At 62.1% G+C, this 14,759-nt stretch carries 18 protein-coding genes; 12 read left to right on the top strand and 6 right to left on the bottom strand.

Translation table 11 applies throughout. The features are described 5' to 3' along the window. Window positions 1-40 precede the first annotated feature (40 nt). Window positions 41-1,729, bottom strand: a complete 1,689-nt coding sequence (locus ACUXUR_RS12215) for an adenylate/guanylate cyclase domain-containing protein (protein ID WP_445502627.1) — start codon at window positions 1,727-1,729, stop codon at window positions 41-43. 139 nt (window positions 1,730-1,868) lie between these two features. Continuing rightward, window positions 1,869-2,807 carry a DMT family transporter gene (locus ACUXUR_RS12210; RefSeq protein WP_445502626.1) on the bottom strand — a complete coding sequence of 313 codons (939 nt, stop codon included), beginning with the start codon at window positions 2,805-2,807 and terminating at the stop codon, window positions 1,869-1,871. A 134-nt stretch (window positions 2,808-2,941) separates the two neighbouring features. Between ACUXUR_RS12210 and ACUXUR_RS12205 the strand changes: the two genes are divergently transcribed. The 3 genes from ACUXUR_RS12205 (at window position 2,942) to ACUXUR_RS12195 (ending at window position 5,125) form a co-directional block, all read left to right on the top strand. Further along, window positions 2,942-3,556: a pyridoxamine 5'-phosphate oxidase family protein gene (locus ACUXUR_RS12205; RefSeq protein WP_445502625.1), complete on the top strand. Its 615-nt coding sequence runs from the start codon at window positions 2,942-2,944 to the stop codon at window positions 3,554-3,556. 114 nt (window positions 3,557-3,670) lie between these two features. Next, the gene (locus tag ACUXUR_RS12200) at window positions 3,671-4,402 is read left to right on the top strand and encodes a helix-turn-helix transcriptional regulator (RefSeq protein ID WP_445502624.1); all 732 of its coding nucleotides are present in this window, start codon (window positions 3,671-3,673) and stop codon (window positions 4,400-4,402) included. Window positions 4,403-4,489: 87 nt separating this feature from the next. Further along, window positions 4,490-5,125 carry an acyl-homoserine-lactone synthase gene (locus ACUXUR_RS12195; RefSeq protein ID WP_445502623.1) on the top strand — a complete coding sequence of 212 codons (636 nt, stop codon included), beginning with the start codon at window positions 4,490-4,492 and terminating at the stop codon, window positions 5,123-5,125. A gap of 273 nt (window positions 5,126-5,398) precedes the next feature. Here ACUXUR_RS12195 and ACUXUR_RS12190 read toward each other — a convergent pair whose 3' ends face one another. After that, entirely contained in the window at window positions 5,399-5,788 is a 390-nt protein-coding gene (locus ACUXUR_RS12190; protein ID WP_445502622.1) for a helix-turn-helix domain-containing protein, read from the bottom strand. Window positions 5,789-5,965: 177 nt separating this feature from the next. On the opposite strand from ACUXUR_RS12190, the gene ACUXUR_RS12185 reads away from it, so the two are divergent. Then, window positions 5,966-6,316 carry a RidA family protein gene (locus ACUXUR_RS12185; protein ID WP_445502621.1) on the top strand — a complete coding sequence of 117 codons (351 nt, stop codon included), beginning with the start codon at window positions 5,966-5,968 and terminating at the stop codon, window positions 6,314-6,316. Between the two features lie 61 nt (window positions 6,317-6,377). On the opposite strand, the gene ACUXUR_RS12180 is transcribed toward ACUXUR_RS12185, so the two are convergent. The 3 genes from ACUXUR_RS12180 to hslV form a co-directional block, all read right to left on the bottom strand. After that, on the bottom strand, window positions 6,378-6,818 hold the full coding sequence (locus ACUXUR_RS12180; RefSeq protein ID WP_445502620.1) for a BA14K family protein: 441 nt from the start codon (window positions 6,816-6,818) through the stop codon (window positions 6,378-6,380). A 242-nt stretch (window positions 6,819-7,060) separates the two neighbouring features. Next, complete coding sequence (gene hslU / locus ACUXUR_RS12175) at window positions 7,061-8,371, bottom strand: ATP-dependent protease ATPase subunit HslU (RefSeq protein WP_445502619.1); 1,311 nt, start codon at window positions 8,369-8,371, stop codon at window positions 7,061-7,063. 57 nt (window positions 8,372-8,428) lie between these two features. Beyond that, window positions 8,429-8,959, bottom strand: a complete 531-nt coding sequence (gene hslV / locus ACUXUR_RS12170) for an ATP-dependent protease subunit HslV (RefSeq protein WP_445502771.1) — start codon at window positions 8,957-8,959, stop codon at window positions 8,429-8,431. 173 nt (window positions 8,960-9,132) lie between these two features. On the opposite strand from hslV, the gene hisB reads away from it, so the two are divergent. The 8 genes from hisB to coaA all read left to right on the top strand — a co-directional run bounded on the left by hisB (window position 9,133) and on the right by coaA (window position 14,703). After that, complete coding sequence (gene hisB, locus ACUXUR_RS12165) at window positions 9,133-9,720, top strand: imidazoleglycerol-phosphate dehydratase HisB (protein ID WP_445502770.1); 588 nt, start codon at window positions 9,133-9,135, stop codon at window positions 9,718-9,720. A 134-nt stretch (window positions 9,721-9,854) separates the two neighbouring features. Further along, window positions 9,855-10,349, top strand: a complete 495-nt coding sequence (locus ACUXUR_RS12160; RefSeq protein WP_445502618.1) for a DUF2628 domain-containing protein — start codon at window positions 9,855-9,857, stop codon at window positions 10,347-10,349. Further along, complete coding sequence (gene hisH / locus ACUXUR_RS12155) at window positions 10,346-10,996, top strand: imidazole glycerol phosphate synthase subunit HisH (RefSeq protein WP_445502617.1); 651 nt, start codon at window positions 10,346-10,348, stop codon at window positions 10,994-10,996. The genes ACUXUR_RS12160 and hisH overlap by 4 nt, the downstream gene beginning before the upstream one ends. Continuing rightward, window positions 10,984-11,736, top strand: coding sequence for a 1-(5-phosphoribosyl)-5-[(5-phosphoribosylamino)methylideneamino]imidazole-4-carboxamide isomerase (gene hisA, locus ACUXUR_RS12150; protein WP_445502616.1), 753 nt, complete (start codon window positions 10,984-10,986; stop codon window positions 11,734-11,736). Before hisH ends, hisA begins: the two co-directional genes overlap by 13 nt. Further along, window positions 11,736-12,539 carry an imidazole glycerol phosphate synthase subunit HisF gene (gene hisF, locus ACUXUR_RS12145; RefSeq protein WP_445502615.1) on the top strand — a complete coding sequence of 268 codons (804 nt, stop codon included), beginning with the start codon at window positions 11,736-11,738 and terminating at the stop codon, window positions 12,537-12,539. Before hisA ends, hisF begins: the two co-directional genes overlap by 1 nt. A 64-nt stretch (window positions 12,540-12,603) precedes the next feature. Beyond that, window positions 12,604-13,353, top strand: coding sequence for a type I methionyl aminopeptidase (gene map, locus ACUXUR_RS12140; RefSeq protein WP_445502614.1), 750 nt, complete (start codon window positions 12,604-12,606; stop codon window positions 13,351-13,353). Window positions 13,354-13,360: 7 nt separating this feature from the next. After that, a complete protein-coding gene (locus ACUXUR_RS12135; RefSeq protein ID WP_445502613.1) occupies window positions 13,361-13,681 on the top strand; it encodes a phosphoribosyl-ATP diphosphatase in 321 nt (106 codons plus the stop codon). Between the two features lie 47 nt (window positions 13,682-13,728). Beyond that, complete coding sequence (gene coaA / locus ACUXUR_RS12130) at window positions 13,729-14,703, top strand: type I pantothenate kinase (RefSeq protein WP_445502612.1); 975 nt, start codon at window positions 13,729-13,731, stop codon at window positions 14,701-14,703. The last annotated feature ends 56 nt before the right edge of the window (window positions 14,704-14,759 follow it).

The raw sequence follows: 14,759 nt of genomic DNA, 5'->3' as shown, positions 1-14,759 counted from the left end.
TGCGCTCGGAGTGCGCCTTTTCATGTTTTTGCGAAGACAATCAGCGGGCCAATTCGCTCACCTCGGGAATGATCCAGCTGTCGATCGGAGCGGCACGACCTCGAAGGGGGATCGTGCGCCGTTCGCGGCTTGAAAGATCGAGCCCGGCACGAACGGCAACGTCCTGCGAGATCACGAGCTCCACATCGAGATCCTTGGCCAGACCCTCCAGGCGGCTTGCGGCATTGATGGTATCGCCCACGGCGGTCAGGCTCGTCGCCTGACCGTAACCCATCTCGCCGACGATGGCAGGGCCTGCGTGAAGGCTCATGGCGATCTGCAACGGCTTCTCGAATTCGCTCGCATATTGCCTGTTGAGAGCGGTGAGCCCTGCGCGAATCCTCAAGGCCGCATCGATGGCCTGTTTGGCCGCTTCCTGCGATGTCGTCTTCAAGCCGAAGAGAGCCAACGCCCCATCACCGATGAACTTGTCGATATGGCCGCCGGCATTCTCCACGCATTCGCCCACCATCTCGAAATAGCGGTTGAGGATGAAGACCGTGTCGAAGGGCAGATGCCGTTCCGCCAGGCTCGTGAATCCACGCAGGTCGCAGAAGAGGACTGCGATCTCGCGTTCCTGCCCCTGCGCCCTGCCGCCCCGCACCAGAGATGTCAGGCCGTTGCGGCTCGTCGACAGGATCGGCACCACCGCGACATCGTGAACCGGCCTGAACTGGCAGGCGAGCCTCACATCGGGCCCGGCCTTGATCCGCGCCAGGGTTCCGCGCTCCTGGCCGCTGGGAGGCGGTTGTCCCTCTTCACCGCCGACGACACGCACGCGGCACGTGGAACAGCGCCCTCGCCCGCCGCAGACGGAGATATGCGGGATGCCTGCGATCCGGCTCGCTTCCAGCACGCTGAAGCCGAGAGGCACGCTGACGATCTGATTGTTGGGATAGATGATCCGAACTCTTTGCGACTGCAGCAGAGTCCTGCGGACGACGCGCGCAGCGAGCGTGCCCGCGATGAGCGCCGCGAAGGACGCATAAAGACCCGTATTGATATTGGCGAGCGTCTCGGCGGCCGATGATGCAACCCGCATGGCGGGCCCAAATTGGTCCGGAGCCCTGGCGATCTCCTTGCCCGCCGATACGAAGCCGAGCAAAGCGAGCACCGGCACGAGAATGGCACCTGTGTAGAGCAGCAGGGCATAACGGGAGAACCAGGTTTTCGCGCGCAGCCAGAAGAAGATTCCCAAGCACCCGTGAAGCCACGCAACGACGAGGGCAATGCTCTGCCGAAGACCGATCTCGGGCGCCCTGATCCAGAGATTGCGGATCACTTCAGGATAGCCCGAGGCCCAGCCGGTCAGGCTCCATTCGACCCGGGTCGCCACCACATGCGAAATCACCAGAAACGGAAGCGAAAGCCCTAAAAGCAATTGCGTCGCCTCTCTCCAAGGCATTCGCAGGGTTCGCCGCCTGTAGAGCGCCTGGAGCGCCATCAGAAAATGAATCAGCAGCGCTCCGTAGAGCAGGACAGTTCCGAGCGGATTTCGCCAGAGAAGATTGAACCACCCCCGCCCCTTTTCCATCGCTTCAAGAGAAATGAGGCCCAGAGCATGATTGCCGAAATGGGTGAGCAGAAAAAGGCCGAGGACGAGGCCCGTCGCCAAGCGCACGTCACGCCAGCGAAATGGGATCGCGGCAGGAGTGCTCTCAAGAGCCGGTCTCGCCTGATCGTGCTGCATGCGCCTCCTGGAGACCCTCCTGTCTCCCGCTCCTTTCAAGGGAGCACAAGTGTGGAACTGCTGATAGGCAGATGCCGCACCTCAAGGATTGTCAAATCACTATCGCTGGATCGCGAGTGCGTCCGTTCTTTGTTAAGAATCAGCCCTTCCGCTCGGACAGGGTGAACCAGCCGATGCCGAGGATGACGAGAGCGGCGCCGAGCCAATCCGTGCCGCTCACCGCGTCCCCCAGAACCACCATGGCGAGCACGATGGTGACCACGGGACTGAGCATGCCGATTGTGGCGTTGGCCTGAGCGGTAATCTGTTTCAGCGCAGCGCTTAAGAAAAATGACGGCAGCACCGTTGCGCCGAAAGCGAGCGCCAGCCCCAGGCCCCACAGAGAGGGCGAAACCAGGATCGTCTCGAAAGGATGCGTCACCAGGAACTGCAGGATGACGGCGATGCCCGCCGCGCCCATGGCAATGCAGGTGAAGAGTTGCGGGCCGACCTTCATGATGATGGGCTTCGCAAAGAGCTGGTAGAGCGCGAAGGTGACAGCGGCCGCAAGCACGTAGAGAGCGCCGTTCATGGTGCTCGCGCCGAAGGTGGAGAAGTTCTGCGCGAAGAGAAGCGCAAGGCCTCCATAGCTCACCGCGAAGGCGAGCAACGCCTTCGGCTTGATCGGCTGACGGAAGAAGGCTGCGCCGAACAAAACCACGAAGAGCGGATAGGTGAAGAGGATCAGCCGCTCGAAATGGGCCGAGATGTATTCAAGGCCTTTGAAGTCGAGATAGCTCGAAATCCAATAGCCGATAAGACCGACGCCGAAGGCCCGCAGGAGCAGACCTCTCCCCGGCAAGTTTTGCCCTTTCGCCTTCTGGCTCATGACCGCATGCGTGCCGATGACGAGATAGAACGGCAAGGCCAGAATCATGCGCAGGGCCAGCGTCGTTTCCGCGTCGATTCCTTGGGCATAGGCGAGCTTGATCAGAATGCCTTTGGTGGCGAACAGCGTCGCGCCCACAGCCGCCATGGCATATCCCATGTAAGGCGGGCGCTTGGCGTCTTTGGCGGTGATGTCGATGGCAGAGGTCATGAGCGCTTCCTTGAGGAAACCACCTGTTTCACACCCCTTGCGAAGGCACAAGATTTCATCCTGCATCCCTCCGTTGCGGTCAGGGCGAGGGAAGGCTATGCCTTGACCGCATCCAACATCAGGAGAGGCTCTGCATGCCGGCCATGATCTCCAGCATCGCCGAACTCGAGGCGCTCTACGGCGAGCCTTCCGAAGCCTCGCTCCTGAAAGAGGCCGGCCGCATCATCCCGGAATACCGCGCCTTCATCGAGGCCTCGCCCTTCGTGGCGCTGGCGACACATGGGCCCGAGGGGCTCGATTGCTCTCCGCGTGGCGATGGCCCCGGTTTCGTGCGCGTGCAGGATGAAAAGACTCTGCTGATGCCGGACCGCCGGGGCAACAATCGCCTCGATTCGCTTCGCAACATCGTGCGCAACCCGCAGGTCGGGCTGCTCTTCCTGACCCCGGGCATCGGCGAAACGTTGCGCGTGAATGGGCTTGCAGTGATTTCCGTCGAGCCTGCGCTTCTCCAGAGCTTCGCTGTTGACGGCAAGGCGCCGAAATCCGTGATCGCGATCACGATCGAGACGGTCTATTTCCAATGTGCCCGCGCGATCCTGCGCTCGGAGCTGTGGAATCCGCAAAAGCATGTGGCGCGTGAGCGCCTGCCGAGCGCCGGCCAGATTCTTGCCGCCGTGAGCCAGAACCGCTTCGATGGCGAGGCCTACGACAGGGCCCTCCCCGAGCGGCAGAAGACGACGCTCTACTGATCCTGACCTGAAGGCGCCTTACCGCCTTTCACAATTCGTGACTTAATCGATATATTATTAATATTGACGTCCGCCGGGGCCGTGCCGCAAAGTGCTCGAAAACCGAGAGCGGATATGGCGGGCAGATCCCTCAGCGAGACGATCGCTTTCATCCAGAAGCTCGACCAGGCGCGAAACCCGGAAGAGGTTTGCACGCTCCTGTTGACTATCACGCGCCGCTTTGGTGTCGAGCGCATCCTCGCCGGGTTGATTCCAGCCCCCGGAGCCGACCGGCAAACGCAGCTCTCACATGTCGTCATGAATGCTTGGCCCGAAGAATGGGCCCGCCGCTACTTCTCGCACGGTTACCTTTTTCGCGATCCCACGATCGAACAGGTTCAGTGTGCAACGACGTCGTTCCTGTGGAGCGAGCTGGAGCCGAAATACCGGTCCGATTCGGCCGCGCGACGCATAATGGCGGAAGCCGGCGAGTTCAAGCTCAGGGAAGGGTATACGATCCCGCTCGTGACCCTTGAGGGAGAGGTCGCCGGATTTTCGCTCGCCGGCGAATGCCTGGAGATCGCGCCGGAAGAAAAACCTATGCTTTCCCTCGTTGCAACTTACGCCCTGGGCCGTGCTCTGCCGTTGCGCCAATCCCCGAAGCGGAGGGTGACCAGCCTGTCACCACGCGAGCGACAAGCCCTCCAATGGGCAGCGGAGGGTCTGTCCGACGGCGATATCAGTGACAAGATGGGCATTTCCGAGCACGGCGTCGACAAGCACATGCGCTCGGCCCGCTCGAAACTCGGAGCGGCAAGTCGAACTCACGCCGTCGCCGAGGCGCTGCGTCAGAGCCTCATCTTATAGCTCATCGTATAGAGAGTACGGAAAAGCGTACTTTTGTGGTTTCGGCCGATCGGCACAATGCCTCCATCGCAAACGAAGGGGGCGATCGTGATTCACATCGTAACACCACAGAATATGCACCTCTATCAGGAGGAAATGGAACAGGCCTACCGGCTGCGCCACCGCATCTTTGTCGATGAAATGAAATGGACCGATCTGGCCAAGCCGGATGGGCGCGAGATCGATCAGTTCGACAATGAACATGCCGTCCATATGCTCTGCATTGCCGATGGAAAGGTGCTGGGTTATCAGCGTATGTTGCCTTCGACTCGGCCACACCTGCTTTCAGATGTCTTACCGCAATTATGCGAAGACGAGCGTCCCGTTGGTGCGCATATTTGGGAATGGACGCGTTACTGCGTTGAACCGGCGCATCGCGAGCGAGGCAGGGCACTCAGTCCGGTCGCCAATGCACTGCTTTCGGGTATTGTGGAGTGGGGCCTGGAGAGCGGGATCAACACCATCATTATCGAAATGAATCCACTATGGCTCCTGCGGCTTGTGCAGCTTCATTTTCGAACCATTCCGCTCGGGCTTCCGCAATCAGTAGGCGGTCAGGATGTCGTCGCCGTAACAGCATCGTTTGACCGACGCACTCTGTTGCGCCTTCAGGAGATGCGAGGTGACAGCCGCCGTGTCTTGATTCAGCCGCAGCAGACTGGGCCAATGCGTCTCGCGGGGTGAACGATGACGCGCCAATCCATCAAAATCAGCCCTGAGAAGGAGATCGTCATTCTCCAGTTTTGGGCTCAAGCCGTTGACATCATCCGAAGCTTTTCACCGGAGGAAATTCAGTCTGTGAAAGGCCTCGCCCAGGCTTTGGACGCCGCACGAAAATTGCCCGATGCGATTGGTTGGGGCGAAGAGCATACAGCTCGGAGCCGAGTGTCGAGGAATACGGGGTCTAAAAGCCAGAGAGGTCGTGCCACTTGATCATGGTAAGGATTCAATCGCTTCCTATGAAGGCTTAATACGGACAATGGCCTCGGCCATATTAACGAAGCTCTGGCGGATAGTCGGATCTGTCATCCGGGCAAAGGCCCGCGCTAAAGCAAGACCCTCGCGCGTCTCCATTATCTGCGAAAGATCGCCTTCGACGTTGTCGTCGGAGGCGATCTTTGCATAGCCTTCAAAGAAATACGTTATCGGGACGCTCAAAGCCTCTGCGATATTGATCAAGCGGCCTGTGCCGATGCGATTGGTACCCTTCTCGTATTTCTGAACCTGTTGAAAAGTGATCCCAAGAAGCTCTCCTAGGCGTTCTTGGCTCATGCCCAAAACCGTGCGCCGCATCCGAATACGCATGCCGACATGTCTGTCGCCAGCATTAGGACTCTTCTTCGCCATTCTCGACCCCGTCACTTTGTATCCTATCGGTAAAGGCCGAGTTCGATTTTTGCAACCTGAAGATGATCGTCGGCGGGTCTGGTGTCCCCACTTCGAACAGCAATGTTCTCAAGAGCCCTCTTGACCACAATGCCCGCACATCGGACAAGCGGGCATAGTTTTGAGAAGGGGCGTATCATGACGATCCAACGCATCAATCCCGGTCCCCGCATGAGCGGCGCCGTCGTTCACGGCAACACGGTCTATCTCGCAGGCCAGGTCGCCAATCAGGCTGCAGGCAAGAGCGTCACCGAGCAGACGCAGGAAATTCTCGCGATCATCGACAGTCTGCTGGCGGAAGCCGGCACCGACAAGTCGAAGATCCTGATGACCAATATCTGGCTCACTGACATGAGCACGTTTCAGGAGATGAACGCCGTGTGGGACGCCTGGGTCTCCCCCGGCAATACTCCCGCCCGCGCCACCGTCGAGGCGAAGCTGGCAGCTCCTCAATTCAAGGTCGAGATCGCCGTCATCGCGGCGAAGTAAATCTTCGCGGCAAAAAAGAAGCGGGCCGAAAGCCCGCTTCAATTTTCTCACCTCACCCGTCTTACGGGCAGGGATGACGAAGGCCGTCATACCCCAGATAGGTGCCCGAGGCCGGATCGTAGGAGCGGTAGCGCTGTGCGCAATAGGCGTTGCCACGATAGACCGGAGCTGCCTGCGATTGGGCGATCGCGCCGCCGATGATGGCGCCCGTGGCGAGGCCCAGAGCGCCGGCGGCCAGGGCATTGCCGCGATCACGGCGATAGTAGCCATAGCGGCGTCCATAATAAGGACGGCCGTAGTAGCGACGCTCCACATAGCGGGGACCGCCGCGGTAATAGTACCGGCGATACTGCACGTAATCCGATTTCACATCGCCCTTCTGAATGGCGGCAACGAGTTCGTTCACGGGAGCGGCCTGCGCCTCGACCGCCGAAGCGGGGGTATTGAGGCCGAAGGTGCCGAGAGCCGCAGTCGCGGCAAGAGCCATGAGCATCTTACGCATGGGGTACTCCTTCAAGTCGTCCTGTCTCGAGGGGCGAACGCATCACACAGGAGGTCGTTCCCCGGACCGGCATTTTTGTCTAACGCGTCTCGCGAAAAAGTGAGGACTTCCTGACCGACACGTCATCGCCGGCCCTGTGCCGGTGATCCCGATTGGGTAGTGCGCCGCGCCTTTCCAATCGGGATGGCCGAGACTGATCCCGGGATCAAGTCCGGGGATGGCGGAGAAGGGGTGTTCTCGGATCACAGAATGAACCGGCTCAGATCCGTATTCTTGGCAAGCGTTTCCACTTCGCCGCGCACGTATTCCGCCGTGATCGTCACCGTCTCGCCCGAACGGTCCGGAGCGGTGAAGGAGATATCGTCCAGCACCCGCTCCAGCACCGTCTGCAGGCGCCGAGCACCGATGTTCTCAACGGTGTTGTTCACCTCAACCGCAACTTGAGCCAGCGCGTCGATGGCATCGTCCGAGAAGCTCAGGTTCACGCCTTCCGTCTTCATCAGCGCCACGGATTGCTTGATGAGGCTCGCTTCCGTCTCGGTGAGGATGCGTTTGAAATCCTCCACGGTGAGCGGCGAAAGCTCCACGCGGATCGGCAGACGGCCCTGCAATTCGGGCAGAAGATCAGACGGCTTCGAGACGTGGAACGCGCCTGATGCGATGAAGAGAATATGGTCCGTCTTCACCGGTCCATATTTGGTGGAAACGGTGGTGCCTTCGATCAGCGGCAGCAGATCGCGCTGCACGCCTTCGCGCGACACGTCGGCACCGGAACGGCCTTCCCGGGCGCAGATCTTGTCGATCTCGTCGAGGAAGACGATGCCGTTGTTTTCCACCTGGCGCAGGGCCTCCTGCACGATGGCGTCCTGATCGAGCATCTTGTCGGCCTCTTCCGTCACCAGCGGCTCATAGGCTTCCTGAACCGTGGTGCGGCGCGTCTTGCGCTGCCCCCCAAAGGCCTTGCCGAACATGTCGGAGAGATTAATCGCACCCACCGATGCGCCCGGCATGCCGGGAATCTCGAACATGGGCATGCCGCCCCCGCCCGATTGCTGCAGCTCGATCTCGATTTCCTTGTCGTCGAGCTCGTTGGCGCGCAGCTTCCGGCGGAACGCATCGCGCGTCGCGGCACTGGCGGTGGCCCCGACGAGAGCATCGAGCACGCGCTCTTCCGCCGCCACATGGGCCTTGGCCTGAACCTGACGGCGGCGCTCGTCCTTCACGAGGCCGATGCCGATCTCGACCAGATCGCGCACGATCTGCTCCACGTCCCGGCCCACATAGCCCACTTCCGTGAACTTCGTTGCCTCAACCTTGATGAAGGGTGCGCCCGCGAGCTTGGCGAGGCGGCGGGAGATCTCCGTCTTGCCGCAGCCGGTGGGGCCGATCATCAGAATGTTCTTCGGCGCCACCTCTTCACGAAGGCTGCCTTCGAGCTGCTGACGCCGCCAGCGGTTGCGCAGGGCAATAGCGACGGCGCGCTTCGCGTCATTCTGGCCAACGATGTAACGGTCGAGTTCCGAAACGATTTCACGGGGAGAGAATGTGGTCATGAACTGATCTTCCAAGGCATCCGTGCCGGAGGGGAGGGGTCCGAGTTCCGGATAAAACTATGCTGTTTCCAGCGTCTCGATGACGATGTTCGAATTCGTGTAGACGCAGATCTCGGCCGCAATCGCGAGAGAACGGCGGACGATGGCTTCCGCATCCATGCTGGAATCCGCCAAGGCCCGCGCGGCGGCGAGCGCGTAATTGCCGCCGGAGCCGATGGCCGCGATGCCGTTTTCCGGCTCCAGCACGTCGCCGGCGCCGGAGAGCAGCAGGCCCACCTCCTTGTCCGCGACAAGCATCATCGCTTCCAGGCGGCGCAGGTAGCGGTCGGTGCGCCAGTCCTTGGTGAGCTCCACACAGGCGCGGGTGAGCTGGCCGGGATATTGCTCGAGCTTGGCCTCCAGCCGCTCGAAGAGAGTGAAGGCGTCGGCCGTCGAGCCGGCAAAGCCGCCGATGACCCCGCCCTTGGACAGGCGGCGCACCTTTCGGGCATTGCCCTTCACGATGGTCTGACCCAAGCTGACCTGCCCGTCACCGCCGATGACGACGCGATTGCCTTTGCGGACCATGAGGATCGTGGTGGCATGCATGCTGCGGGGGGTGGCGTCTTCGGACACGAGGCGAACTCCAGCGGACGGGGAGAGGGTTAAAAATCGTTTGGACCCTGACTTAATCACTCAACGGGCAAAAGCAACGCGGGTAGCGTTTCTCGCGCGGTCTTGGTAGAAGGCGTGCGTCTCACACTCCGCAAAGGACATTCATGATGCGCTCCGCGAGCGTCAGCCGTCGCACCGCCGAGACCGATGTGGCCGTGTCGATTGCCCTCGATGGCACCGGCAAGGCCGAGATCTCCACGGGGGTCGGCTTCCTCGACCATATGCTGGAACTCTTTGCCCGCCACGGTCTCTTCGACCTGACCGTGAAGGTGACGGGCGATCTGCATGTGGACCAGCATCATACGACGGAGGACACCGGCATCGCGCTGGGCCAGGCCATCCTGAAGGCGCTTGGCGATAAAAAGGGCATCACCCGCTATGCGGACATCCATCTGCCGATGGACGAGACGCTGACGCGGATCGCGCTCGATATTTCCGGCCGCCCGTTCCTGGTCTTCCGCACCTCCTTCCCCACGGAGAAGATCGGCGCATTCGACACCGAACTGGTGCGCGAGTTCTTCCAGGCCTTCGCCGTGCAGGCGGGGCTGACGCTCCACGTCGAGACGCTCTACGGGGAGAACAGCCACCACATCGCCGAGAGCTGCTTCAAGGGTTTGGCACGTGCCTTGCGTCAGGCCGTGGCCGTGGACCCAAGGGAAGAGGGGCGCGTTCCCTCCACCAAGGGCACGCTCTAGAGCATCGGACGCAAAAGTGCGAAGCGGTTTTGCGTGGAAAGATGCGACGAAAAGGTGCTCTAAGTTCAAGCAAGAGACCCTTGTCCGGCCGGATTAATCCCGCCTTGCTGGACAAGGTTTGAGGAAACGACGCCATGACCACCTATACCCTGCACCTTCCGCGCGATGCGCGGCCAGGTGATCCGGCTGCTTTGGAGGAGTCGGAGCTCGTGAAGGATGCGTTCTCCTGGGGCGCGTTCCTCTTCACCTTCCTCTGGTTTTTCGTCCACCGGCTCTGGCTTGCCGGCCTTGCCGTCCTCGTGATCGTCTTCGCCTTCGGCGGCCTCCTGGAGGTGTTGAACGTGCACAAGGGCGCCGGCACCGTGGCGATGCTGCTCCTGCAGGCGCTGATCGGCCTTGAGGCGAACAGCCTCAGGCGCTGGACCCTCGCGCGCCGTGGACTTGGCTTGGCCGATGTGGTCGCTGCCGACGACCAGGATGAGGCCGAAGCCAAGGCTTTTGCCCGCTGGCTGGCGCAGCGTCCCGCCTCGGTCCTGACCCGCAATCCGGCCCCCGCGCCGGTTCCATCCACCCTCCGGAGGCCCGACCCGGTGATCGGCCTCTTCCCCGATGCGGAGCGTCCCCGGTGAGCGTCGTCATCATCGATTACGGGTCCGGCAACCTGCACTCAGCCGCCAAGGCCTTTGAGCGCGCGGCCCGCGAGGCAGGCCTCGACCAGACCATTACCGTCTCTTCCGACCCGGCCCTCGTCGGACAAGCCGACCGGATCGTGCTGCCGGGCGTCGGCGCCTTCGCCGATTGCCGCCGCGGCCTCGATTCCGTGCCCGGCATGGTGGAGATTCTCCAGCGCGTCGTGCGCGAGGAGGGGCGTCCCTTCCTCGGCATCTGCGTGGGCATGCAGCTCATGGCCACGCGCGGCCTTGAGCACACCACCAGCTATGGCCTCGACTGGATCCATGGCGACGTGAAGGCGATCGAGCCGAAGGATCCGTCGCTCAAGATCCCCCATATGGGCTGGAACACCCTCACCCTGGCAAAGCCCCATCCGCTGATGGACGGCATTCCCACCGGACCAGACGGTCTGCACGCCTATTTCGTGCATTCCTATGCGCTGACGCCGAACGATCCGAACGATGTGGTCGCCACCACCGATTACGGCGGGCCGGTCACGGCCATCGTCGGACGCGACAACATCGTCGGCACCCAATTTCACCCCGAAAAGAGCCAGGCGCTCGGCCTCAGGCTCATTGCCAATTTCCTGAGGTGGCGCCCGTGATCCTTTATCCCGCAATCGATCTGAAGGAAGGCCGCTGCGTTCGCCTGATCCAGGGCGACATGGACCAGGCGACAATCTTCAACGACGATCCGGCCGATCAGGCGGCGACCTTCGAGGCTCAGGGCTTCGAGTGGCTGCACGTGGTCGATCTCGACGGGGCCTTCGCCGGCAAGCCGATGAATGCCTCCGCCGTGGAAGAAATCCTCAAGCGCGTGACGATCCCCGTGCAGCTCGGCGGCGGCATCCGCGACATGAAGACCGTCGAGGGCTGGCTCGCGAAGGGCGTGACCCGCGTGATCATCGGCACGGCCGCCGTGCGCGACCCGGCCTTCGTGCGCGAGGCGGCACGGCTCCATCCGGGCAAGATCGCGGTCGGCATCGACGCGAAGGACGGCCTCGTCGCCGTAGAGGGCTGGGCGCAGACTTCGACCCTCTCGGCCGAGGAACTCGGACGCCGCTTCGAGGATGCAGGCGTGGCCGCAATCATCTACACGGACATCGCCCGCGACGGCATCTTGAAAGGCCTCAACTTCCCGATGACGCTGGGCCTCGCCCGCGCCGTTTCGATCCCGGTCATCGCGTCGGGCGGTCTGGCCTCCATGGCCGATATCGAGCGTCTGACCCAACCCGATTGCGCCGTGCTCAACGGCGCCATTTCCGGCCGCGCGCTCTATGACGGGCGCATCGATCCGGTCGAAGCGCTGGCGCTGCTGCGCGCCGTGCGCAAGGAAAATGCCTGATGCTGAAAGTGCGTCTCATTCCCTGCCTCGATGTGAAGGACGGGCGCGTCGTGAAGGGCGTGCAATTCGTCGATCTTGTCGATGCGGGCGATCCGGTGGAAGCCGCGAAGGCCTATGATGCGGCCGGCGCCGACGAACTCTGCTTCCTCGACATCACCGCGAGCCACGAGGCGAGGGGAATCCTGCTCGACGTGGTGCAGCGCACGGCGGAAGCCTGCTTCATGCCGCTCACCGTCGGCGGCGGCGTGCGCAATGTGGAGGATATCCGCAAGCTGCTGCTCGCCGGGGCCGACAAGGTGTCGATCAACACCGCAGCGGTGAAGAACCCGGACTTCGTGCGCGAGGCCGCGGAGAAATTCGGTGCGCAATGCATCGTCGTCGCTATCGACGCGAAGAAGGTCTCGGGTGAGGGGGAAGAACCGCGCTGGGAAATCTTCACCCATGGCGGGCGTAACCCCACCGGCATCGATGCCATCGCCTTCGCGAAGCAGGTGGCCGAACTCGGGGCCGGCGAACTCCTCGTCACCTCCATGGACCGGGACGGCACCAAGGGCGGCTACGATCTCGCGCTCGTGCGCGCCATTGCGGATGCCGTGTCCGTGCCCGTCATCGCCTCCGGCGGCGTCGGCAATCTCGATCACCTGGTCGATGGCGTGAAGGACGGCCATGCCAGCGCCGTGCTCGCAGCTTCCATCTTCCATTTCGGCACGCACACGATCGGCGAGGCGAAGGGCTACATGGCGAAGGCAGGTCTGAAGATGCGGTTGGATGAACCAGCGCAGAGCGCTGCAAATCGGCATTGAGCGCGGCCTTCACGACAATCGCAGCCAACCGTCCCCGGTAAGACAAAGGGAAGGGATTTAGCGAATGACGATCTCCAACGAGGATGATCTGAACAAGCTCCAGGAAATCGGCAGGATCGTCGCCAATACCCTTGAGGCCATGGCTGCGGCGCTCGAGCCCGGTATGACGACGGCGGAGCTCGATACGATCGGGCGGCAGTTTCTTGAGAAAGCCGGCGCTCGTCCGGGCCCGGAAATAATTTATGATTTTCCCGGCGCAACCTGCATCAGCGTGAACGAGCAGATCGCCCATGGCATTCCCGGATCCCGCCGGATCGAGGCGGGCGACCTCGTCAACATCGATATCTCGGCGGAAAAGAACGGCGTCTATGCCGATACCGGCGCTTCCTTCGCGGTCCCGCCGACCACGAATGCCGTCAAGCGGCTATGCCGGGACGGCCGGCGCGCCATGTGGGTCGGCTTGCGCCAAGTCGGTGCCGACAAGCCGATTGCCGGAATCGGCCAAGCCATCGGGAAATTTGCGGAGAAGAACGGCTATACCTTAGTTCGTAACCTGGCGAGCCACGGCATCGGCTATTCCCTGCATGAGGAGCCGGGGGAGATTCCCACTTGGCCGGACCGCTCCGAGCGGCGGATCATGAATGAGGGCCTCGTCTTCACAGTGGAGCCCTTCCTGTCCCTGGGCGCGAACTGGGCAACCGACGGCGACGATGAATGGACGCTGCTCAGCGACCCGCGCGCGCCAACGGTCCAATACGAGCATACGGTCGTCGCCACCCGTAATGGTCCTCTTGTCGTAACGCTGCCGGGCTAGTTCAACCATGACCTCCTTCACCCTCGACGACCTCGCCCGCATCGTGGCCCAGCGTGCCGCGGCACCGGCGACCGAGTCCTATACGGCCAAGCTCCTGAGCGAAGGGCCTGCAAAAGCGGCCAAGAAGCTGGGGGAGGAGGCTGTGGAGGCGGCGCTCGCCGCCGTCCAGGGCGACCGGCAGAACCTGACGGCGGAAGCGGCGGACGTGCTCTATCACCTTTTGGTCGTGTTGCAGGGCGCCAATATTCCGCTAAGTGAAGTCATGGCCGAATTGGAGCGCCGCACCGCGCAATCGGGGCTCGCCGAGAAGGCCGCGCGCAAGTCGTGATATGAAGTCGTGACCTTAAAGCCGTGACCTCGATAAGGGGGGCTCGCATGGACCAGCCCAACGTCGTTTCCAACGAGGCGGACGACGACCTCTCGCCCTACCGCACGTTTACGCGCGATGAATGGGCAAAGCTTCGCGCCGATGCGCCCATGACGCTCACCGCCGACGAGGTGATGCGGCTGCAATCCCTCAACGATCCCATTTCCCTCGATGAGGTGGCGGCCATCTACCTGCCGCTCTCGCGTCTGCTCTCGCTCTACGTCGCGGCGACCCAGGGGCTGTTCAAGGCGACCCAGCGCTTCCTGCTCGCCGAGCGGGAGGAGAAGGTGCCCTATATCATCGGCGTCGCGGGCTCGGTGGCGGTCGGCAAATCCACCACGGCGCGCGTGCTGAAAGCGCTCCTCGCCCGCTGGCCCAACACGCCGAAGGTGGATCTCGTCACCACGGACGGCTTCCTTCTGCCCAACGCCGAGCTGACACGGCTTGGCCTGATGGAGCGCAAAGGTTTCCCGGAAAGCTACGACACCGGCAAGCTCCTGCACTTCCTCGCCGACATCAAGGCGGGCAAGCGTAACGTGAAGGCGCCGCTCTACTCGCACCTGGTCTATGACGTGGTGCCCGGCGAGGAAACGAATGTCGACCGGCCCGACATTCTCATCGTCGAAGGTCTCAACGTGCTCCAGCCCGCGCGTCTTCCGAAAGACGGCACGGCCATCCCCTTCGTATCCGACTTCTTCGACTTCTCCGTCTATATCGACGCGGAGGAGGAGGACCTGCATCGCTGGTACGTGAGCCGCTTCCTGCGCCTGCGCCACACGGCGTTCCGCGATCCGCTCTCTTACTTTCGCCGCTATGCGGAGATTCCGGAAGAGGAGGCCATCGCCATCGCCGACGGTCTGTGGAATCGGATCAACCTGCTGAACCTGCGCGAAAACATCGTGCCCACCCGCCAGCGCGCGAGCCTGATCCTGACAAAGGGAGCGAGCCACCGCATCGAAACCGTGGCTTTGCGACGTCTGTAGGACAGACCTGACCTTTTTCGCAATCTTGAGCGTTGTGCCCCTGGTGAGAGGGAGAA

It is taken from the genome of Microvirga medicaginis (assembly GCF_052658925.1).
This window is presented reverse-complemented; position numbering and strand designations above follow the sequence as displayed.